Source organism: Microcoleus sp. ARI1-B5 (assembly GCF_036705795.1).
Taxonomy (GTDB): domain Bacteria; phylum Cyanobacteriota; class Cyanobacteriia; order Cyanobacteriales; family Microcoleaceae; genus Microcoleus.
This window is the reverse complement of the sequence record NZ_JAUBVK010000011.1, coordinates 61,694-82,952: the sequence shown is the minus strand read 5'-3', so window position 1 is coordinate 82,952 and position 21,259 is coordinate 61,694. Positions and strand designations below refer to the sequence as shown.

15 protein-coding genes are annotated in these 21,259 nt (G+C 44.5%); 3 read left to right on the top strand and 12 right to left on the bottom strand.

Annotated elements, in window-relative coordinates:
• Positions 1 to 5: 5 nt before the first annotated feature.
• From QUB63_RS17855 to QUB63_RS17820, 8 genes are all read right to left on the bottom strand, one after another.
• The gene (locus QUB63_RS17855; RefSeq protein WP_332946605.1) at positions 6 to 2,021 is read right to left on the bottom strand and encodes a hypothetical protein; all 2,016 of its coding nucleotides are present in this window, start codon (positions 2,019 to 2,021) and stop codon (positions 6 to 8) included.
• Between the two features lie 169 nt (positions 2,022 to 2,190).
• On the bottom strand, positions 2,191 to 2,895 hold the full coding sequence (locus tag QUB63_RS17850; RefSeq protein WP_332946604.1) for a hypothetical protein: 705 nt from the start codon (positions 2,893 to 2,895) through the stop codon (positions 2,191 to 2,193).
• A 133-nt stretch (positions 2,896 to 3,028) separates the two neighbouring features.
• Positions 3,029 to 4,114, bottom strand: a complete 1,086-nt coding sequence (locus tag QUB63_RS17845) for a hypothetical protein (RefSeq protein WP_332946603.1) — start codon at positions 4,112 to 4,114, stop codon at positions 3,029 to 3,031.
• A 23-nt stretch (positions 4,115 to 4,137) separates the two neighbouring features.
• Positions 4,138 to 5,133: a hypothetical protein gene (locus QUB63_RS17840; protein WP_332946602.1), complete on the bottom strand. Its 996-nt coding sequence runs from the start codon at positions 5,131 to 5,133 to the stop codon at positions 4,138 to 4,140.
• A 75-nt stretch (positions 5,134 to 5,208) separates the two neighbouring features.
• Entirely contained in the window at positions 5,209 to 8,412 is a 3,204-nt protein-coding gene (locus QUB63_RS17835) for a hypothetical protein (RefSeq protein ID WP_332946601.1), read from the bottom strand.
• Between the two features lie 326 nt (positions 8,413 to 8,738).
• Positions 8,739 to 9,167, bottom strand: coding sequence for a hypothetical protein (locus QUB63_RS17830; protein WP_332946600.1), 429 nt, complete (start codon positions 9,165 to 9,167; stop codon positions 8,739 to 8,741).
• Positions 9,168 to 9,489: 322 nt separating this feature from the next.
• Positions 9,490 to 11,889 (bottom strand): hypothetical protein, encoded by a 2,400-nt coding sequence (locus QUB63_RS17825; protein WP_332946599.1) that lies wholly within the window; start codon positions 11,887 to 11,889, stop codon positions 9,490 to 9,492.
• Positions 11,890 to 12,149: 260 nt separating this feature from the next.
• Positions 12,150 to 15,758, bottom strand: a complete 3,609-nt coding sequence (locus QUB63_RS17820) for a hypothetical protein (RefSeq protein WP_332946598.1) — start codon at positions 15,756 to 15,758, stop codon at positions 12,150 to 12,152.
• Between the two features lie 189 nt (positions 15,759 to 15,947).
• On the opposite strand from QUB63_RS17820, the gene QUB63_RS17815 reads away from it, so the two are divergent.
• On the top strand, positions 15,948 to 16,172 hold the full coding sequence (locus QUB63_RS17815) for a hypothetical protein (protein WP_332946597.1): 225 nt from the start codon (positions 15,948 to 15,950) through the stop codon (positions 16,170 to 16,172).
• A gap of 148 nt (positions 16,173 to 16,320) precedes the next feature.
• Here QUB63_RS17815 and QUB63_RS17810 read toward each other — a convergent pair whose 3' ends face one another.
• A complete protein-coding gene (locus QUB63_RS17810; RefSeq protein ID WP_332946596.1) occupies positions 16,321 to 16,944 on the bottom strand; it encodes a siphovirus Gp157 family protein in 624 nt (207 codons plus the stop codon).
• 241 nt (positions 16,945 to 17,185) lie between these two features.
• On the opposite strand from QUB63_RS17810, the gene QUB63_RS17805 reads away from it, so the two are divergent.
• Together QUB63_RS17805 and QUB63_RS17800 are read left to right on the top strand one after the other, a co-directional pair.
• A complete protein-coding gene (locus tag QUB63_RS17805; protein ID WP_332946594.1) occupies positions 17,186 to 18,298 on the top strand; it encodes a hypothetical protein in 1,113 nt (370 codons plus the stop codon).
• Between the two features lie 133 nt (positions 18,299 to 18,431).
• Complete coding sequence (locus QUB63_RS17800) at positions 18,432 to 19,478, top strand: Fic family protein (RefSeq protein ID WP_332946593.1); 1,047 nt, start codon at positions 18,432 to 18,434, stop codon at positions 19,476 to 19,478.
• Between the two features lie 149 nt (positions 19,479 to 19,627).
• On the opposite strand, the gene QUB63_RS17795 is transcribed toward QUB63_RS17800, so the two are convergent.
• From QUB63_RS17795 to QUB63_RS17785, 3 genes are all read right to left on the bottom strand, one after another.
• The gene (locus tag QUB63_RS17795) at positions 19,628 to 19,960 is read right to left on the bottom strand and encodes a XisI protein (protein ID WP_332946592.1); all 333 of its coding nucleotides are present in this window, start codon (positions 19,958 to 19,960) and stop codon (positions 19,628 to 19,630) included.
• On the bottom strand, positions 19,948 to 20,364 hold the full coding sequence (locus QUB63_RS17790; protein WP_332946591.1) for an element excision factor XisH family protein: 417 nt from the start codon (positions 20,362 to 20,364) through the stop codon (positions 19,948 to 19,950). The genes QUB63_RS17795 and QUB63_RS17790 overlap by 13 nt, the downstream gene beginning before the upstream one ends.
• 317 nt (positions 20,365 to 20,681) lie before the next feature.
• Positions 20,682 to 21,011 (bottom strand): hypothetical protein, encoded by a 330-nt coding sequence (locus QUB63_RS17785; protein WP_332946590.1) that lies wholly within the window; start codon positions 21,009 to 21,011, stop codon positions 20,682 to 20,684.
• Positions 21,012 to 21,259 lie beyond the last annotated feature (248 nt).

Here is a 21,259-nt window from a genome sequence, read left to right as displayed (position 1 = left end):
GGCAGTTATCGGTAAATGTTGAGAAAGCTGTTAACAGTAATAGAAACGGGGGTTCCCTTGTTAACCACAGCTACATTAGGGCGGTTTAAAAGTTCTTGAGTTGCTCTATCTGAGCGGCTTTCCATCCGTTTTGCTAGGGGGCTGAAGAAGCCATCGAGGACGGCTGACCAAATTTGCGGGTCTCGACTTTCAACGGTGGTTGTACTGCGGACATACCTACCGCTAATACTGCTAGAGCTTCTGACTTTAGGCTCTGCGAACACTTGACCGACTCGTCCAACTCCCGACAGCACTGCGGTGAGGATATCCTGTCCGGCAATATCGGAACCTGGGTCGAAGTAGCCTGAAGCAATCAGTGGCTGTCCGCCCTCTCCTGCAATCAAAATTGCGCCTTCTGGAATGGGCTGCTGTTTAATCTGACCGTTTCTATCAGAGTAGACGAGCGCCACAGCAGTAGCTTGTACCATGCGATTGGTTTTGCTGACGGTGCTGGCTTTGGCAATGACAACCGTGCCTGCTGGAAAAGCAATAGAGCCGTCAGTTGCCGTGAAGTCGGCTGTGAGAGTGACAGCAAATTTGTCGTAAAGCTGTTTGCCTGAGCCCTCATCCCACAGCAGGGGAACCGAAACTACGCCGTTGACTGTGGTTCCAAGGGGAACCTGAGCTGTTTGGGGCGTGCGGTTGAGAATGCCTTTTGCCCCTGGGGAGTTTACTTGTTCCAGGGTTGGAGAATTTGTTAAGGCAGAAGCCTCTGGAGCAGTTTCTGGGGAAAGGGTTTGAAATTCTGTATCGGCGGGCAAGGACGTTGGACGAGCGCTCAGTCGAGCCTCTGTCTCGATTGGGTTATCGGTAGAATCGGAACTTGTTTGGGGGGAAAGGGGAGCCGGAGTTAATTGGTTAGTGGGGTTTTGGGAGTTGTCGGTGGTTTCGAGGCTGTCCTCTCCATAAGGAAACTCCGGGTGTAGCCTTTCCCCGCTGGCGTTATTTGGGTGGCTATATAGTTTTTCTGGGATTTGCTCGAAAGAAACGTATGAGGGTTGCGACTTTTGGTTGCCGATATTGACTGTTAGGAATTCAGTTGTTGGAGCTGGCTTTGTCAGAGCGGCGGCGGTAGCGCTTGTTGCCGCTGGAGTGCTTGGTGTTGCACTCACGGCATTCGCTATTCGGTTAGGGTCAAAATTTCCCCTAATTTGTCCGAGTTGGGCGAGTTGGTTCCACCGCTCAAACGGGTCGATTTTTTCTTCGGTTGGAGTTGGAATTAAAGCTGGTGGTACTAACGGTTTGGGTATGGGGGCTGGTGGGGGCGCGGATGTTCTTGAGGGTACTCTTTGAGGTATGGGTGCGGGTAGTGTTACCGTCCGCACTACTGTTCGGGGTGCGGGTAGGGGTTCGCGTAGAGGAGTAGGTGGCGGTGCAGCGCTCCGGATAGCGACTAGACGCGGAGTTCGCGGAGTTCGTGGGGTTCTTGACGGTTTGGGCGACGGTTCTGTTTTGGGTTTTGCGGTTTTTTGCGGTTTTTCGGCTAACAGTTTTTGTTGGTCTTGGTAAGCTAATTTAGCCAGCAACTCCGGTTTTTCATCTTTAATGGTGCCAGAAGAGCTTTCTTTTGGTGTTGATTGTGCGATCGACTCGCGAGGTGATTTAGGCTTGATAAATTGCCAAATCAGCAGTCCTAGCAATAGTATTCCACCAGTCAATAGCAGTATTGTCACTGCTCTAGGAACGCCTCTTTCGGAAACAGGCGGGGGCAGTGGTCTTTCCTCATCTTGAGCAAGTTGATATTGAGTTTCAAGTGTTAGGGGTGCATTGGGGTCGAAATTAGCAATGAAGTTTTCATCAATATCATCGTCAGAAGGGGAAGGGTTTGGAGAAGGGGAAATAGGGGAATTGATGTTATCGTCATCATTATTAGGGGTATATTCACTTGATGCAGTTGTATGATTCATATTGGCTGTAGTGGTACTATTATCAGGAGTGGTATTAATTGGATTTTCGGTTAATCCATTTCTTTTGTTAGTCATGGCTTTAGAGTTGAATGTGTTGTGTTTAACTGTACATAAAAAAGCAAAGAGAGAAGACTTAAAGCAAAGGGATGAAACATACTAAATGTTTAAATTCTTTAGTTGTTACGGTAGGTTTTTAAATTTACCCACTTGCCGGTTCGTCCCCTTTCCATGTCTCTTTCCTCTTCTATGGTTTGAATTCGACAATTCGGGAAATTTCTAATCCGGCTGCTCTCAAAGAGTGAATAGTCTTCTCTAATTCATTAGCGTTTTCTTTGAGAGGGGATTTGGGAATTTCTACGGCTTTGACGGTGAAGGTTCGATTAAACTGTTCTCGGCTTTCTCCAATGCCTTGCTCTAGCACTACGCGAGTAGCAATTACATCTATTTCCCAAACTCCTCTTTTTATTTCTCTGGGTTCTGAGATGTGAGAGATATAGACTCCAGAGCGGGTTTTTCCTGAATAGATGGTGTTGGGAACGAGTTTGGCAAGTTCAACAAGAGAAGCTTTACCAAACTCTGATTCCATCATCAAGGAACCCATCCAAGCAGTTGTAGGAACTTGGGAACCTTTAACTTTAATGCCGGGGTCTGGGTCATTTGTGCCGGGAATTTTGCCTGACCAAGCCCAGGTTAAATTTACCCAACTGGATACAAAATTTTGGATAATTTTCGGCTCTCTGTACAGTTCATCTTGTTCTGCAATTCGTGCTGCGGTTCCGTCTTTTAACTGGACAAAAGTAACTTTTCTTTGAGATAAGGCTCTCAAGCTAACTGTGTTAACTAAAACAGCAATTGTCAGGAGGCAAACAAAGCTTGTTAGCAGGACAAAGCACAAGGCTAAGGTGTTTTTAGATTCAGGGAGTAAGGGTTGAGACTGTGGAAATTTCATAGTTTTATTGAAGGGGATGAGAAATGGAGAGGTGAGGAGATAGGGAGGGAATGGATTGGGAAACTGGGTTTGAGTAGTGAGTAACAACCCGGTGCGGTGCAGAAAAAGCTATCGGAATTTCTTTCCCCTTCCCCTAGATCAGTTTTCCAGCAATAACGCCGATCGCGTTACTGGCAATATCTGTAAGCTGTTTGGTGCTATTGGCGATCGCACTGTACAAAGCAGTTCCTCCACCCTTGGCTATTAACACGGCTAGAACGGGAGAAAACACAGCTAAAAAGAATAAAAAGGCGATATCTGTAACTAACTCTGCATCGGATTTGACAATCACTACAGCCACTAATCCAACAACAATGTTGTAGCCCAATTGCACTCCAAATAAGGACATAAATCCTATAAGCCAAGCCCAGATTGGTTTTCCTTGCAACGGCAGCAGCGACAAGCCCATTGCCAGAGGCCCGAACAGAGCTGTTAGTAATAACGCTGCTTCTAAAATGTTGACAAATGCCCACTGTACCGATCTAAGAATTAAGCGAATGATCGGCAAAACAGTAGACCTAAAAACTTGCCCTGCAAAATCGCCATTTCCTATGTCTTGAAGATTGGTTGCATTGCCTAAGTTTTCGACAAATCGCTGCAAGCTTTTGAGAGTGCCTCCATTTTGCTGTTCGGCTGCCTGAAGGATTTGTTGAGCTGGCTGTTTTTTGCTGTTCCAACATTCTACTAAAGCTTCTCCAACTTTGCCCTGACATTCGCTGTAGAGTTTTTCAATTTCTTCTTTGCCAGCACTGGTGAGGTTAACGTCGCTCAGGGCAGTTCTGAAGGTCATTTCTCCTACTTGAATTTTCATGATTTCTTGAACTTGAGTGCTGCCTACAAATTTGATGAATTTGACGCTTTCAGCTAAGACTTTACCGTTGTTGCTGAGAAATACTACAATTACGAGCGGCCAGATAAACATGGCTACTAGCTCTGACCAAGACTGTTTTTCGATGATTTCTTTGCCACTGGTGACAGCGAGGTAAGTAACAGATATTCCCGCCAGAATTAGTCCTAGTTTGACTAAGGCAATCCAGAGAGAGGATTCTTGAGTGTTAAAGGTGTTAAACCAAACTAAATTCCACGATTCGACGGTTTTTTGAGAGACTTCTATGGCGTCAGATAGAGTGTCCAGGGCTTGTCCTGCTGTGCTAGTTTGGGCGATTAGTTGTGTCAGCATCGCGGTGTCTCCTTGTTGTGATTTCAGTCTTCGCTTGCCCCCAGAGTGATGCCTCCCGGCATTTGAAACAGTCCGGCTTGAGTAGAAGAAGCTGTAGCAGCCGCAGCATCCTGCCGTCTCTGGGCTGTGTTAATTTCGTTGAGTTCTTCAGCTTGTTGAGCGTTGAGAATGTTGGCAAAACTGCGATCGATTTGAGCTTGCTGGCCCTGCATGACTAAAGCACTTTGATTTTCTGCTGATAAGGCTGCTTGTTTAGCTGCGATCGCACTTTGTTGAGATATATTTCTCATAATGTTCTGAGTGACATCTTGACCTTCTGAATCAGCACCCAATTCCATTGAATTTTGGCTCTCGCGATTAGTTTGCTCTACGTTTTGTTGGACAACTTCTTTCATCTGAGCTTGCTTTTGTTGAGCTTCTTTACTGAGAGTGGCTTTATTGGCAACACTTACAGCACTTTCTCTTTCTGCGAGTTCTGCGGTATTCTCTTTGAGGCTGTAAGAATCTTGCGGTCTCTTCTCTAAAGCAGCGGATAGTTTTGTCCCTTCACTTTCGGAGGTGTTGCCGTCCATTATGCTTTTAACTGCTTCTTGTAGGTCTGGAACTTTCAGTTCTCCCAGGAATGAAGAGAGGGTTGACTCTATTTCACTGCTGAATTTTTCGACTTTATTTAACAAATTGTCCCAGATGCATGAAATGCTGTCAGAGATGGTGGAGATGGTATCGGAAATTTCGCCTGTTATGCCGCTAATTGTGTTTTCTCTACCTCCTATTTCTTTCTGGTTGCTCAAGAAGTTATTAGCTGATTGTTGGATTTGGCTTTCTATTTGTTGATTGGGAACTGTGAAGCTGGAGCGGTTGAAAGTGCTGCTGTTAGAATTGTTTAAGGTGGGAAGCTGTGTTGCAGTCGGATTGTTGTCAGAGGTTTGAGCTTTTGCTTCAACAGAATTTAGTATTAAACTCAGCCCAATTGCAGGAATACTGAGGGCAATTTTTACAAGCAATTTCGATGATTTCATGTGTTTCTCCCTTATGTGTGCAGTAATTCGAGGAGTGGTAATTAGTAATTGGCTTTTCTCAGTCTCTCAAGTGTTCTAGCTAGCCATCAGGTCTTGATGGGATTTGTGTTCCTTGATTTCGGTGACTGAATTCTTGCCAATATTGGCTAATGAACGGCCTTCTTTAATGGCTTGTACATATTCAGATGCAAATTGTTTGAGTGCTAGCAATTGCCCTTTTAATGTATTGGGATATTGAGCCATCACTCGCGCACGAGCCATTAATTCAGCTTGATTGTTAGCCACACTTGCTAAAATCATTTCACCTGGGTAGTATCGGCTTTGCCAGAAACGACCTCCTTTTTCAATTAGCCAATTGGAATAAAGCTCAGCCGCTCTAGGGAGGAAAGCTTCTGTAGCATTTTGACTGATAATTTCAGCCGGATATCCCAAACGTTTAACCCAAGAATTAGCTCCATTTGATGTCAATCTTCCGGTAATTCGATACACCATGTTTTGCATAATCATGCTTCCCGCACTACAGTCGCAAATACTGTCGATATCTTGAGATAGCAAGAGCACTGAAATGCCATTCTTTCTACCCACTGCACAGAGTTCGCCTACTACTTCAGCAAATCCGTCTTTCTTAAACAAAATCGAAAGTTCGTCTCCGATAAACAAGCTTTTAGGGTGAGAAAGTGCGTTGCGGATGCAAGCAGCGTGGGCGTTAATTGCCATTAAATACTGGTCTTGTTCGTTGCCCAGGTTGCTGAGGGCAAAAAACTTAACAGCGGGTTCGGGTGAAAATGTACTGGGCCTGCCAATTGCTTTCCCTAAAGGTGAGGCTAGTAATGCGTTACATTGAGTGATAATTTGGTTGATGGCAATGCGGTCGAAGTCGGTAAAATTTTGCAGGTTTAGTTGCTCTTTTGTGCAGAATTTTAGGAGGTTTTTGAGGGTTGGCATTTCTTGCCAAGCGGTCGATTTCCAGCCTTTTTCAAAGGCAGTATTGTAGCGCTCGATAATTTCCGGCTCTTCCAGAAATTTTTTCAGAGTTAGCAGCAAAATGGCATCGACTCGCTGCGCTAGTTTGGGGTCGCGGACTTTGCCCATGCTGATAATAGTCAGCGCTTTTCTGATAAACTCTTTCCATTGGTCTAGTCTGCGCGATCGCTCTTCTCTGTCAAAACGCCTCAAATCGGGTATTTCGAGTAGATTCGAGCTGCCAGAGGTGATGTCGTAGTACGCACCGTCGTCGCCTAACAGTTTCACTGCTGTCTCAAAGGTACTGCCGCTTCCTGCTGAGATGTCCATACCGACTACTGGAATATTAGCGGCTAAAGCATCGACCGCAAATCGCCATCCTACAACGCTTTTACCGCAACCGGATTCACCTGTTATAACGGCGCGGCTAGTTTGGTTGTGCATGAGGTCAACGTACACGGGTTTGCCGCCTTTGGTGATGAATTCAACTCCTTTTGAGTCGATGTCCCTTACAGCAGTTAAGGGCAAAATACCGGGGACAGTTTCGGTGTCTAAGGTGAGGCGGCGTTCGTTAATTAGCGAACTGCTGTGCAACAGCCAGCTTACAGTAATGGGCAAAGTTTCTAGCCACAGTTGCCAAGCAATGTTGCGCTCTCTTAATACCTTGGCAGAGCCGAAGCTGTGGGAGAGCATTTGGCAAGCGTGTGTTAGTTGCTCCGGCGTTGGTCGGTAGACTAAGAAGGTGACAGCAGCGTGAATTGCTCTTGCACCTTTGTACATTTTTTTCTGGGCTTCAAAGGATTCTTCCTGTTTGACTTCTGCTCCTACATCGCGACCTTGACCTTTTTCTAAAGCGCGTTTTTTGGCACTTTTAGATTGTTTAGCTTGCCTGGCTAAGTTGTCTTGAATAATAAAGTTGGGAGCGGCGCTAATTTCGACAACGGCTTCAGTATCGCGGACGTAGCTGTTGCTCATAATTTTCCAGAGCCATTGCAATTGCTCTCTAGTATTGAGCCAGCCACCGGGGCCCTCTTCCATTGTTAGCACGCCGCATTCTGCGTTTCTGCCGGGGAGCAAAATGCGTGAGCTAGCTTTTCTGTGTTCTGGGCAGCTCGAACGGCCGCTCATACCTTCAATTAAAATGGTGCAGGCGTGTTTGTGACTGTTGATGGTTTCGGTTAGTTTGTAGTCGGACGCGGTTTCTTTTAAGGTGAGAAGTTGGGGGATAAGGGGTACGGGTGCGCTGTTGAATTTTTGCCACAGCCATCCCCACAATGCTTGGGCATTCATGGGTTGAATTTCCAGTCCGATTTTGGTGTTTAGCAAGAGTTCCCACCGGATGTAGCCTTGCTCGAAAGCATCGAGCAGCAGTTGTTTGTAAAAGCGTTCAGAGTAGATGCGCTGGTTGCCTGTAAATTGTGCAGCAATGCTGTTGGCTGTATTGACAATTCCATTGATGAATTTACTCAGAGGGTCGTTGGATTTGGAGCCAGATTGAGCGTTGAATGTCCAAGTGCAGAAAATAGTTTGGTTCCACAGTTGTCTGGTACCCGCTAAGTTGAGTTCTTGAATGCGTTTCTGTTCGTTACGAACGAGTACAGAAATGGGTTTGAGGTGACAGTTGTCAGCCAATTCAGTTAACTGTTGCTGACGAACGCAATCGCTGCTGTAGCAGCCGGTGTGAAAGGTCATTTTTTCGCCTGGGGGAATGTCTTTTAGCCCTTCTTCTAAGGCGGTGGCTGCATTGTTTACTTCATGGCGGTAGAGAATGTTGTGAAAGCCAGCCGTCTCGAATCCGAATACAATTTGGTATTGACTGCCTTCATTCAGTAAGTAACCAGAAACTTCTCGACCATCCTTTTTGATAGTGACTAAACACAGGAGGTTTTGGTAGTTTTGGAAGGGCATAAGTCGGCTGTTACCTCCTTGTTGAGTGGGAGCAACTTTGGGTTTAAGTTTGACTCGGACTTGTGAATCGCTGATTCGGTGGCGAATCGGGTTTGGTCGGTGTTGGGGAACGGGAGAAAGGTATAAAAGATTACCGTTGTACCACTCATTCCCCGGCGGAGGTCTAAACCTGTCTACAAAAAGGTGAGGTTTGTTACCTGTCAGGAGCCACCAGCTTACAATTAGCCAGAAAGTAGTGGTGAAAAACCAAGGCATTCCTAAGCTGAATAAGCCGTTGGTGAGGATGTATGAAATTACGGTGATTAGCATCCAGGGAATTAGCTGTTCCGCTGGAATAATGCCGATGCTGGCTTGTTTGCCAAGAATTTTATTGACTGAAATAAAGTCTTTATCTGGGTCTTTGAGCATGGTAGTAAGGGGAAGGGGAAGGGAAAAAGGAGGGGGAAGGGGAAGGGAAAACCTGGTTTTTAATAGCTTTTGTTGCTACTATCTTGTGCGATTTTCGGAGTTAAAGCAGGGAAACGGAAAGAAAAACAGAGTGCGATATTATTACCTGTTAATCCCCACTATTCAGTATGTTGGTTTTGTTCCATAAATAAAAGTAGGGGGGGAAACAGTTGCTTAAAATAACCTCATTATCAAATCGGTCTTTGATTTTTACAATTTGACAAATCCGAGAATAAGGTTCAACTCAAAACTCGAAAAATTATCCTTCCTTCCCCTTCCCCTCTTCCCTAAGCTCCACCTCCGCCACCGCCATTGCCAACGAATAAAAAAGTTATTACGTCAACGGCAATTACAATGGCAAAGGCTAAAGCAACTTGGGTAACAATTGGTCTCCAGTCGTTACCTTGTTGTGCTTGGTTGTAGGCGAAAAGAGAAGCGGCTGCTACTAACAAAAGAAATGCTCCGCGAATTAAGTTGAAAATCAGTTCGATGACTTCGGCATCAATAGCTTCGCCTCCCGCTGAAGAGGCTCCTTCTGCTAGCTCTTTCATAAATTCTTCTAAGCCGGAGAGGAAGATGGCGTTAGCTGGGGAATCGAGTACGGAGCAGAGTGCAGTAGAGGTGATGATGGCAGTGGCAATGTGCCAAAATCGAATTTTGCAGCCGATATATCGCTCTACAATTGGGATTGCTTTAGCGGTGTGCCACAAACTCAAAAAGACTATGCTGGAGCAGCCTAAAGTTGTTATTAGGAGAGGGTCATGAAGGCTGAAGTAAATGAGTGAGGCTAGGCAAATGCCGAGGAATGGAAGGTCGCCCAGTGTGATTTTCTGTTGTTTTAACCAGCGTGATAATGAGTTGCGGTTTCGTTCATTTCTTGTTTGGTCTAAGTAAGTAGCCATGTCACTATCTCGATAAAATTAGTGCTTTAATGCTAATTTAAGTTGCATCTAATCCCTGCAAAATCGCCAAAAAAGGTGATTCTATACAGTGAGAGTGACCCCCTCCAAATGGAGGGTGCAAGTGAAAAAAGTTATTTCAAATTTCCATTTCGGTCTCAGTTTTTCTCGCTTCCTGCTTGTTGGAGTTCTGGTTTTGAACAAGTTGCTGTTGGGATAGGAGATTTTCTACTACTTCTGGTGGAATATCGCACAAAAGTACCTCAAGATTACCTTTTTGGAGGCTAGCCTCAAAAACTATCTCGCTGTGAGAGTTAAAGCCTTTGACAGTACCCTTCGACTTGGATTTATCGCTGAATTCGACTTCAAAGTCGAGGCGCGAGCCCTGGGAATCGGTAAAGCTCACTTCATCCTGACCGCTTCTCTTTACCATTTCAGCTAGACGTTCTTGGTTGAGAGCTTGTTGAAAAATCTTTAAACGGTCGAGTTCTTCTTTTTCTTCAGGTTTCAGGAAGTCGTTTGTAACTTCCCATTCTCCAGTTTTATCCTGTACTGCTGAAAACAGTTCCTCGCCTTCCTTAGTTTTTAAGCTGACAGCGGTAGAGGAGTCAAAATTTGTTACATAAAGTTTGGCTTCTCCCAAATCAACCCCATCTTCTAATCCAATGCCTTCCGCACTTGCTTCTTCTTCAGCTAGGCTGTAAATTTTTGCCAGTGTTGCTGCAAGTTGGGCGTCCTGAGTAATATTTTGGGCGGTCACAGTGATTTTTTTAGCAGTAGCGTTAGCGCTGCTAGCTGGGATTGTTGATTCTAATGAAATTGTTTCACCTATTTCTGTTGCGTTTTGTACGAATTGGTCGCTGAGGGATGGAGTTGAGCTGTCGGGCGGTTCTACTTTTGCATCCGCAGCTTGAACGCCTGTCTCGCTTTGAAGAGAAAGTTTGTTCTCTAAAGCTTCTATTCGTTGTTCTAGGGTATCGAGTCGCTTTTCAAGTCGGTTGAGTGCTTCATTTATTTGTACGAGTTGTTCTTCAAAACTCGCCTCTGTGTCAATCTTAATAGCAACTATTTTTTCAGAATTGTTGTCTCTGACACTGCCGGAAATTTTATCAACTTTTCCGTGGACTTTGCTAACAGCTTTAGCTAAGAGCATACCGGGTGTTGACACAAATTCGGCATCCGGTTCAGGTAAGATGTTTTGTTCCGGTTCTGGCTCCGGTTCAGCTACTGGTAAAGCTTCGGATTCAACGGTTGCATTTACAATTGAATCCGCTTCAGCCAAGTTGGTAACCCGCTGCGAGAGCGAGTCAGCCCGCTGGCTTTGAGCTTTGAGCCTTTTGACAATATCGGCAACTTGGCGCTCTTTTCCAGCCCCAAGAGCAGCTTCTATAATTTGAGAAGCTGCTTTTTTCCCCATCAGAGTAGCGAGAACCGCAACTTGACCGCTCAGGCCGCTGACAGTTGTACCTTCTACCTCATTTCCAGAAATGGCTGTTCTACCACTAACTTGTACAGCAGCATCGAGGATACTATCGATGTTCTGGTCGTTGGAATTTTTGCCTTGAGGTCGCTGTGGGCTAGTTCTGCTTTTTGAAGGTGTGGCTGCTAAAGATTCCGCAGCTTCTACCGCTTCATCTGTCTGAAGTTTTCTTTTGGTTTGGGATTTGGATGATATTTCTGTCTCTTCTAAATCTTCTCGATCCGAGTTTTGAATGTGGCTTTTTGTTGGTGATTTAGCTTGAGGTTGAGGTGCTTCGATTTCAAATTCATCTAGCTCACTTAGTTCATTGCTTAGAGAGCGGTTTAAGGCTTTAGATTTAAGCGGTCTTTCTTCCGGTTCCAACTTCTGTAAGTCATCGATCCGAGGTCGGTTTTTGGTTTGAGACTTAGGTGATGGTTCGTCATCATCCTCAAATTCTATTTCATCTTTTTTAGATTTAGTATGGGATTTAGATTTCGCACGTCGTGAGGGTTGCTCATCCTCTAACTCATCTAACAAATCGTCTTTTTTTGACTGGTTTGCAGCTTTATGTTTAGACTTAGAGGAGGGTTCATCATCCTCTAACTCATCTAGTAAATCGTCTTTTTTTGACTTGCTGGCAGCTTGAGCTTTGGGCTTTGGGGAGGGTTCATCATCCAATTCATCTAGTAAATCGTCTTTTTTAGACCTGTTTTTAGTTCTAGTGGAGTCGAGTAATGCCTCAATTCCTGTTTTAGTAAATCGGTTGTCGTCCGGTTCCCCCAAGTGTTCCATCATGTACTTTCCTGTGGTAGAGCCGTACTCGGGTCGATCGCTCAAACTGAGGACGAGTCCGTTGTGCTTGACCTCCACGCTAATGCCAGGTTTGCCGTCGGCTTCCGTTAGTTCTTCAATTGCATCGGCAAAATCTTCTACGCTGGTGAGTCCATTTTCCTGGCAGTAATCTAAAGCTTTCTCGCAGCGATTTCTTAGGTAGTTGAGGATTTTCTTGCCCTCGGCTGTGTTAGGGGTGATGTAGTTTCCCTGGCTTCGGCTTCGGGATGCTGTTTTTGTAGCCATAATTTTTGTGACAGAGTGAGTGGATATTTCCCATGAAATTCGAGTAGTGTGTCTAGTGACTTCACTCGGAAGAGCGGTTTTAGGGACTGAAAACTACCCCCTCCAATCGGAGGGGGTAGGTATTTCTGATATCTGGAGCAAAAGAAGTGTCATATTATGTCCGTCAAAATACTCATAAAAGCGTAGGCTTCAATGTGTGTTGTACGAATCTCCTCAAGGAAGGTCAAAATACCGGACATAATATCACTTCAGAATTCATGTTAAAGTTGTGCGTCGGCAACTCTATTTTTCGAGGAGGTTGAAGCTAACTCAGCATCGATTGTTAAGAGGTATTTGAGAAACTGAGCGCTGCTGTTTTCGGAAAGTTTCTTACTAATTTGACCTGTTTTCAAGTCAGCAGCTAATACCGGATTATCAGCTTCATCTCGGACTAAACATCTAAGATTATTGCGATTATTGCTAATAAAAGCTGTCCAGTTTCCCACAGGGATTTTAGTTGCTCCAGTTTGGTTATATGCTTCAGAAATTGCATCCTTCAGCAGTTGTGAGAGGTGGACGGGGCTTGCAGCAATGTCTCCAGGTTGAGACGGCGGTTTGTTTTGAGCAGGGGTTGGGGATACGGATTGCGATCGCCCTTGACGAGGGGTTGGGGATACAGATTGCGATCGCCCTTGACAAGGAGTTGGGGATACGGATTGCGATCGCTCTTGACAAGGAGTTGGGGATACGGATGGCGATCGCTCTTGACAAGGAGTTGGCGCGACTTCTGAAAGTTCCTCAACTGATTCAATTAGTCGCACAGAGCTAGGGTTGATGTTTAAGATCAGAGCACTACCTTTAGGCGAGGGTTCAATAGTGGCCTCAAAGGTAGTGCAGATCGGCAATTTAGGTGAATTAGCAGAGAACATGGCTAATTCTTGTCCGTCAAGGAGGACAATAGGGCTACCGTCGCGCCTCGAACCGCTACCGCTAACAGAGCCAACCTCAAAAGTCAATGTTTTCTGCCTCCATTTTGGACTGCTAAAGTCAACATCTTTCAAGTCATTGTACTTTTGCCCAATCAGTTCAGCTCTATCAAACTGAAAGGTTTGCAATTGCTGGCAAATTTCATCCGTAAACAAATTGAGAACCAATGCTGCTTTAGGTGTTTGGTTTTGGGAATCAAGCCAAGTATAATCAGCAGGAGCTACAATGCGGGAACTGACATCTTTGGTGCGGCCAAGACCATCGCGGTAGGTTAAGTCTAAACCGTCGATGTCGTTGACATTTTCGCAAAACTTCTTCTCAAGAATTCCCACCAGTTTGTCGCTGGGTTCAATTAAAGCAAAATTGACCATTGGCAGGCTCGGATGCAAAGTTGCTTCATATTTAATGCCTTTGCTGTCTAACAATTCTTTCCAATGTCCAGCTAAGTCTTTGCCAACTGGGTGTCGCTTCTTATCCCTGACAGTCTTATTGCTACCGTCCCGTTCAAATTCCTCGAAAGGGACGCTCAGAATGTAAGTGTCTTTTGGCATTGCTTCGTGCAGTCGCTCGTACTCAGGTTCAAGGTTGAATTCAATCAGCAGTTGGCGAGAAAGTTCCTTACAAGCTTTGCGAGGAACTTCTAAGTTGGGATTTGCGGTTTCGACGTGCCACATAGCACTAGCAGCTAAAAACCGTTCTTCAGGGTCAGTCCAAGCTTCGGTCACATCGGCTCTTAAGCTCTCGTATAACTTGCTGACTGCTTCTTTAATTGCCTTAGAATCGTCGCCGCACTCCAAGTGAATTTCACCCATCCTTTCTCGATAGCGTTCCTTAATATCTTGCGCCCACCTGACATAATGTTTCTCCCATTTTTCTCGTTCATCCAAGTCGGAAGGAGACTCAAAAAGATAGCGAAATTCGTCGCGGTGGCGGCTTTTTAGACGAGTTGGTTCCCATTCTGGGTTAACAGCCTCTCTAGCAATGCAATTGATAGCGGTGCCGTCTCCTATAGGTAATGGCACGGTTTTGTAAAGCCTGGGGTCGTCTTTGTAGTCAAATAGGTAGCTTGGGTGCTGTTCTGACCACTGCTTAGCCTTGGACAACAAGGTGGGGTGGTGGTCTTCGGTGCGAGTAGCACTTTTGGGACTGTCCACTTCAATTTGCAGGGCATCAAATAGCTTTCCAAGAAGCTGCCGCTTCTGTTGATTGAATAAACTTTCTGGCTGTCCCGGTTCTGCTGCTGACGATTGCACTCTCCCGATTAAGGTAGCCACCCAGCCGATTTTATTTTGGGCGATCGCTACGGCAATTTGCCGCAATTTGGTATACTTGCGATCGCCATCACTATCGGTAGCTTTAGTGTAGTCAACTTTCTCTCGCTTCTCAACAGCATCGTACTCATTCTCTTGATTAGCGTGCCTGGTTTCAGAGGCGATATTCGGCATTCGGGAAGCAGGCGTAACTACCAGTTGGTCGCCGTCAAAATCACATTGATGGTGCTGCATAGCTTGGTCTGGGCGAATGAAAACGCACCCTTTGTACTGCGTTAATTCAGGATGGCTTTTGTTGTCTACTGTGTAGCGACGGATGTTATCTTTACTGACAATTGGGTATCGGGTAACGATAACTTGTGTGCCGTGTCGCAAGTGGGGGGCAACAATTGTACCGGGTTTGAGGTTTTCACAAGGTTGAGCCATTGCTGAACCGTGATGAATTGCTCCCTTAATTGCTAAATCTTTCCACTTTTTAGCCAGTTGTTCTTGCATGAAATCGACTACTTTGGGAAAGTCGAGGAGTTGACCGAGTTTGTCGTTCCTCAAAATTGAAATTAGCCGGGATTCGTGGCGCTGGGCTTTTTCATCTGCTTCATCTTCTAATCCGCTGCTGTCTTCGTGAAGGCTAGATTGAAAAGCAGCTTTTTTGTCATGCTGTTCCACTAAGTATTTGGCAAGTTGCAGTCGATTGTTTTGCAAGTCAGCTAGCTTTTGGGCTTCAATTTTGGTCGGTGTGGCGATGTCAGCCTGAATAGCTGCTTCGGAATACCAAATCGAAAATTGCCAGGAATTTTCGTATTCAGTTACTTTGGCGTTGCCTCGATTTCCTAATATAGCTTTCGGAAATTCGTAGTCGCCACAGGGGATAAGTTCAGCTAATTCCTCTTTAGCCACTCCTTTGATAGAGGAGCGATCCATGATGATATCATAACCTAAGTCTGAGGTTAAATTAGAATCAGGCAACAGCGTTCCTTTGGCAAGAAAGCTAATTTCTGGAGTGTGGCAGTCTTCTTGTCCCCATTCCTGCATCCAGGCAAATCTGAATTGAAAAGGTCGGTTGTCATTACCTCCCAATTGTTGGGCTAGTGCCGGTGAAATTTTACCGTGACAGTCTCCGGTTTGCCACTTATGAGCTTTCGCTTTTTCACTCGGGTCATCGCTTTGAGAATCAACAATTTTGAGTCGCAAGGTTTCGCCTTCTTGGGAGCTATCTAACAATTTGGCTCCTTGGTTGCAACTGCTAACTAGCAGTGAGCCGTAGCGACAGGCGTGGTCGGGTTGAGTTTTGAATACGCTCAATAGTTTGGTTGAGAGTTCAATGTCTGCAAAGTACACATTTTTGCCGGAGCTGAAAGCAACTCTTCTGGTAATACCATCTCCGAAGTCGATGTTTTTGAGAGGGTCGAAGCTGCTATCATTTGGGTCTGGTTTAACGATGCTTAGGGATGCTAATTCTTCAGGTTCAAAAAGCAGTTCAAGCAGGGAGTTACGCAGCACTTCTGATTCAGCTTGGTACCGCCCTTTTGCTCTACCGTCAGCCAAGGACATATCAAAGACTGGGATTTTTAGTCCTTCCCCAGCTACCCATTCTGTGGAGCGATGTTCTGGGGTAAGTTTTCTTCTGCTCATTGATTAGCTCCTGAATCCTAGTTTTTACATTTTTAGGACTTACGCACAGTAATAGTCCAGATTTTGACAAGGTTGTTCCTTCACAAATTCCTGCTACTGAGTGATATTCACCCCCTCCAATTGGAGGGGTTTAGAAGAAAGAAGTAGCGTGTTACAATCAGAATGACAATCCCAATGTGGAGAAAAAAAATGAAAGTAGTTCGCACAACTACGGCTATGGAAAGCCAACGGGATTATTTCTCTGATAGCGATAGCGATGCACTTGCTCGCGTTGCTTTGGGAGAAGGTGAAAACAGTCAGCAATTGGGAGGTTTGAACCTCGCTGCTAACGGGGTTATTAAAGGTAGAGCATCAAAGTTGTTCAACGTCACCGAAGAACAAGTTGAAAACCCTCAATACTGGATTGATTTGTAAGATATCCCGACCCAAATTAAGTTGTCGCTCTTACAAAACAAGCGTTTTCTACTCTAATTCGGAAATTTTTAATTCGGAGGTGTCTAATTCGGAGATATTTAACAATTCAGGTGTCAGACCAAGGTATTCGTGACACCTGAAAAGATGGCTAACGCCGTTTTTTGGGCTGCGTTTTATCCGAAGAACGACTTTCAAGCGTCTGGTTGGCTTGAAGAGAGTGCAAATTGTTACCTGGAAGCAAGCTGTAGACCACTTTGCGCTTGCGGAAAACCCTAGTACCATCTACAGGCATTCCTTGTTTCCAAGCGTCTGCAATCGCCTTTTTGTCGGCAGAAATTACGGTTTTGGTTTCGACTCGACGATAGGGTTCTGATAGTTGAGATGGGTCAATCAAAACTTCACAAGTAGGCGGATTTTCCTTGACAGCAATGCGGCGGTGTTTGCCAATAATTTCGGAAGTTAACACGCCGCACTCGTTGAAGTAGAGAACGGTTTTGTCTAAGCGCTCTCTCCACCCCTGGAGTTTGTTGATAGCTTTTGAATGCAGTTCTATCAAATACTGCATCCTGGCTGTAATTCCTGCAATTTCGGCATCAATTTGGTCGGCTAAGTCGGCATGGGCATCAACAGCGAGTTCCTGGGTTTCTTGGGTTTGCCAAAGGGATTGCAGCAGTTGATCGATTTCTTCTGAGCTTTCTGCAGATTCTAGTTGATGCCAAACTTGAGCCGCAGTTATTGAACTTTGAGCAAGCGTCGCTGTGGCTAAATTCATGCTTAGTATCCTCCGTTGATGCAGGTGTGATAATAATCGTGGCGTTCTTCGAGTTGAGTAAGCGCCGCCCTTGTTTCCGGGTCGGATTTAAGAGAGATTTGTTTGTCCTTTTGAATCTTGCTAACTGGTTGAGAATGAATTATTTTGTGTAACCTTGACTGGGGAATTTTTTGCATACAATTCAAAAAACTTTCTTAAAAATAGCGCGACCGCGCTCTTAAAAAAAGGAGTATTTAAAGATATGAATTATCCTATAGTTTTTTACCCAAAAGTGGTAATGCAGTTCTGCCATCAATATCCTTTGCCAGAGGCAACTTCTAGTTGTGCCACCTCATCCCAACTTCAAGAAACTCAACAATTCGAGCAACCTGTTGTTTTGCTGACTCCGCCTCAACCACCTGTGGTGTTACCTGTCAAGTTGCTGTGGTTAATTTGGGTGTTTTGGCTCTATGGTGCGATCGCACTTGGGCTGTTAGCTATTTCTTGGGGTTGGCTGTGGTGGGAAATGCTGTTGATAGTAGCTGCTTATTCATGTTTAATCGCGGCTGCTTATAGTTATGTGTTTGGTTGCCGTCAAAAACTGCTATCCAGATATAAGCAGCAAGTTTTTGAGTACAAAGAACAAGAAATGTTATCCCAACAAGAGATATTATCCCAACAAAAAAGATTATCCCAACAAGAGACGTTATCCAACAAACAGCAGAAATTTTCTAGTTGTAAGCTAGGAAAAGAAGGGTTGGAGACAGTTTTTAAAAGTGTAAGAATTGACTTACATCACAGAAATCTCTCGCTCAAGGATTTGATGTCACTTCGGGTTAGTTCCACCGGCATATCTCACGCTCAGCAAGGAGTGAGCGAAGAGCGCTTTCTGCAATACTTGCAGCGGTATTTCGAGGGAGTTGTACAAGCAGCAGAGTTTAAAATTCCGTCATCTCGGAGGAGCTATTCAGCAGATTTTATTGTAATTCACACTTTATCTGGGCTCGGAATTGATGTCGAGATTGATGAACCTTATGCTGGCAAATCTAAGAAGCCAACTCATTGCTGCGATGCTGACAGCGATATGCGCCGCAATCAATTATTCTTAGAGTGGAATTGGATTGTGGTTAGGTTTACTGAAAAGCAGGTGGTTCAGGCTCCTTTAAGCTGCTGCAAATTTGTGGCTCAGGTAATTGCTGAAGTGACGGGCGATCGCTCTTATTTAAGGCAACTGGAAACTCAACCCGATTTGCTGAGTGTCAAACCTTGGACAACAAGAGAGGCAAGGGCTATGGCTAAAAGCAACTATCGCCTTACTTATTTATCTGGATTTGGCGTCGGTTCTGCTTGCGATCGGCTTTCATCACAACCGTAACCGTTAATCATTATGGTAATAACTGTAATTTTTGATTTTCCAGCTAAAATCCAGAGTGAATGACAGATTTTTTCGGTTGTACCAAGGCAATTTTAGATGTTAACGGATTCATTAAAAGGGATAAAAAATAGATATGCTGTCATTTGAAGAGGGGTTCATTGAAAGTCAACAACTCAACCAAAGACTTTTGCAAACGATTCGCTTAGTTGGAGAATACAAGGGAAAGCAGGAGTTATTCAAGCAACAAGCCCCACAAGTTTTAGGCACTTTGCGTCAAGCTGCGGTTATTCAGAGTACCGAATCTTCTAACCGCATTGAAGGCATTACTGTGCCGCTAGAACGGATTAAGAAATTAGTAACAGAAAAAACAACGCCGCGCGATCGTTCAGAACAAGAAATTGCGGGTTATCGGGACGTGCTAACTACAATTCACACCAGTTATAACCACATTCCTTTTAGTACAGGTGTCATTTTACAACTGCACCGCGACCTTTACCAATTTGCTGTTAATACAGGCGGGCGCTGGAAAACAGTGGATAATGAAATTAGCGCTACTTATCCTGATGGAACTAAAGTGGTGAGGTTTCAACCTACTCCCGCTTATGCTACTCCCGCGGCAAGGGAACGCCTGCAAGAACGGTTTAATCGCCTCTGGGAATCGGGCGAGATAGAACCTTTATTGCTGATTCCCACTTATATTTTAGATTTCTTGTGCATTCATCCCTTTTTAGATGGAAACGGGCGGATGGCAAGGTTGCTCACTTTGCTGCTGCTATACAAAGCCGGTTATGAGGTGGGGCGATTTATTAGTTTGGAACGGATTGTGGAGAGAACTAAGGAAAGCTATTATGATACGCTTTACCAATCTTCCCAAGGATGGCATGAAGGGCAGCACAACCTGTTACCTTGGTGGGAGTATTTCTTGGGAGTCATGCTGCTATCAGCTTATCGGGAGTTTGAACAGCGGGTGGGATATGTTACATCCGCAAAAGGAACTAAAACGGCGATCGTATTGGATGCAATTAACAATTTGCCTCAAGAATTCTCCATTAGGGAATTGCAGGAACGGTGTCCGACAGTCGGAATTGATTTGATTCGCCGTCTATTGCGCCGGGAAAGAGATGCTGGGCATTTGCAATGTCGGGGACGAGGGGTGGAGGCGCATTGGCGAAAGCAATAGATGCAGGAATTACGCACAAGCAACCGGATGTTAAGTTCAAGTACGAAATCTAACACCAAGTTGCGAAAATTATGCAAGCTGATGAAAGCGGTTAAGTATTAAAAAAGTAGCCTTCAAAAAAGCTAAGTTTTTTAACCATTAAGCGTAATTTATCCAATAGCAAAGTCACTTAATTGTCGCATATTAGGAGGGTCAAAACCAAGTATAATGTCTTGTTTAGGAACTCCTAATTCTACGAGTTCGTTAGCAATACCCACCTCAGTTCCATCCTGCTGAATCCAAATTTTATTGTCAACAATATCCAGGTGCAAAACAGGGCCATAAATTCGCTGCTGATTGCGCCAGCCCACATATACTAATTGATAATGATCGCGCTCGGTATCAAAGATAGTTTGAGCCTGAATTCGCTCATCCCACACAAGACTAGCGTGTTGGGAGAGCAGATTTTGGATGTGCTGCCTATAAAGGTCTACATTTGCCATTGTGCGATCGCCTCCTGCTCTATATCGTAAACAATTAAATGAATTTGGTTTTGTTGAATTAAAGACTGAATAAACCCCATTGTAAAAAAACTATCGTAGACATTGCTGGGTACTGCCAGGTATAAAATGCGGTCAGTTTCTTGTTGTTGTAAAGCTGCCCGATAACTAATAAATTGTCCTAAAGCTGTGTAAAATTGGGAAATTTTGGACGGGCCAATAAAGCTTTTGATTTCAACGGCAATTTTCTCTCCGTCTTTTTCTGCCGCAACCACCCTTTCGGCACCCAAGTCGATGTAAAGTTCTAGAGTTCCTGCTTGTAAAGTATAGGGATCGTGAGTAATCTGCCATCCATCTTTCTGGAGAGCGATTTTAACGACTTCGTGAAAGACATCTTTAGCAGACATAGCTGTACTGACTCGTTGTGTTTAATATCTTCGAGAGTTTTATTTCAAGTATATACGCTATTCATCTGAAAGCGATGTTATCGGGCAGCGCCACAAAACTTGGCCCCTCGGCCTTTTTTAGATCAGAACAAGCCTTTCGTCCAAATATGATTGTGCAGCGGACGTAGTGTTGCGGCCGACGAGTCGAGCATATCGGCTTGCTCTTAGTGCAGAAGATACACCTATGGTGCTATGAGAGGAAGCCATTTTTGGATGTGGCGAAAAATGTTTGCTATTGGCTGCCGGAGAAACAAACTTGTCTCTCCGGCATAATTGAATTACCAGTCGATTTTTAGCTCGCAGTTTTGCTTGCTGCTACCATTGCTGCTACCATTGTTGGTGTCGTTGTTGCTACGGTTGCTGCTTTCGAGAGGGAATTGGAAGTTTAAGGCCAGCAGCTCTTGCTCGATAATTGACTTTCTGTCTAGGACTTTTTTGTCTCTCAAAAGTCGCAGAGCGTGGATTATTTGGTCGATTGTTTGATAGCTTGTTTGTTGAAAATTCAGTACAAGAGTTGTTTGCCTACCCATGATGTAGAGTTGGTTTTCTGTTTGGTGGACGCAGGTTAAATTATTGAAGTAATAGATGTTGGTCTGTGATAGTTCCATTTTTTTTTCGATGCTTTATTTGGGGGCGCGATAGCGCTCATAAATTGGTTTTTTTGGAAATATTAGTGAGTAATAGAAAATGTATAAATATTTTTTTACCCAGGTTGACTTATAAATTGTTTAAGCAAGCACCGTCTCAATTTACTTAAAAGTTCCGCTAAAATAGTTGATAAATACGTTAAAAAAACTGTAAAATTTAGGAGCAGGAATATCAGTAAGTGGTAGTCCTGCCTGGTAAGGATAATTGG

Coding starts and splice junctions, on each gene's coding strand:
- QUB63_RS17815 (WP_332946597.1), top strand. CDS start 15,948: ATGAAAGTAGTTCGCACAACTACGGCTATGGAAAGCCAACGGGATTAT.
- QUB63_RS17785 (WP_332946590.1), bottom strand. CDS start 21,011: ATGGAACTATCACAGACCAACATCTATTACTTCAATAATTTAACCTGC.
- QUB63_RS17790 (WP_332946591.1), bottom strand. CDS start 20,364: ATGTCTGCTAAAGATGTCTTTCACGAAGTCGTTAAAATCGCTCTCCAG.
- QUB63_RS17845 (WP_332946603.1), bottom strand. CDS start 4,114: ATGCTGACACAACTAATCGCCCAAACTAGCACAGCAGGACAAGCCCTG.
- QUB63_RS17855 (WP_332946605.1), bottom strand. CDS start 2,021: ATGACTAACAAAAGAAATGGATTAACCGAAAATCCAATTAATACCACT.
- QUB63_RS17850 (WP_332946604.1), bottom strand. CDS start 2,895: ATGAAATTTCCACAGTCTCAACCCTTACTCCCTGAATCTAAAAACACC.
- QUB63_RS17835 (WP_332946601.1), bottom strand. CDS start 8,412: ATGCTCAAAGACCCAGATAAAGACTTTATTTCAGTCAATAAAATTCTT.
- QUB63_RS17840 (WP_332946602.1), bottom strand. CDS start 5,133: ATGAAATCATCGAAATTGCTTGTAAAAATTGCCCTCAGTATTCCTGCA.
- QUB63_RS17800 (WP_332946593.1), top strand. CDS start 18,432: ATGCTGTCATTTGAAGAGGGGTTCATTGAAAGTCAACAACTCAACCAA.
- QUB63_RS17810 (WP_332946596.1), bottom strand. CDS start 16,944: ATGAATTTAGCCACAGCGACGCTTGCTCAAAGTTCAATAACTGCGGCT.
- QUB63_RS17795 (WP_332946592.1), bottom strand. CDS start 19,960: ATGGCAAATGTAGACCTTTATAGGCAGCACATCCAAAATCTGCTCTCC.
- QUB63_RS17820 (WP_332946598.1), bottom strand. CDS start 15,758: ATGAGCAGAAGAAAACTTACCCCAGAACATCGCTCCACAGAATGGGTA.
- QUB63_RS17805 (WP_332946594.1), top strand. CDS start 17,186: ATGAATTATCCTATAGTTTTTTACCCAAAAGTGGTAATGCAGTTCTGC.
- QUB63_RS17825 (WP_332946599.1), bottom strand. CDS start 11,889: ATGGCTACAAAAACAGCATCCCGAAGCCGAAGCCAGGGAAACTACATC.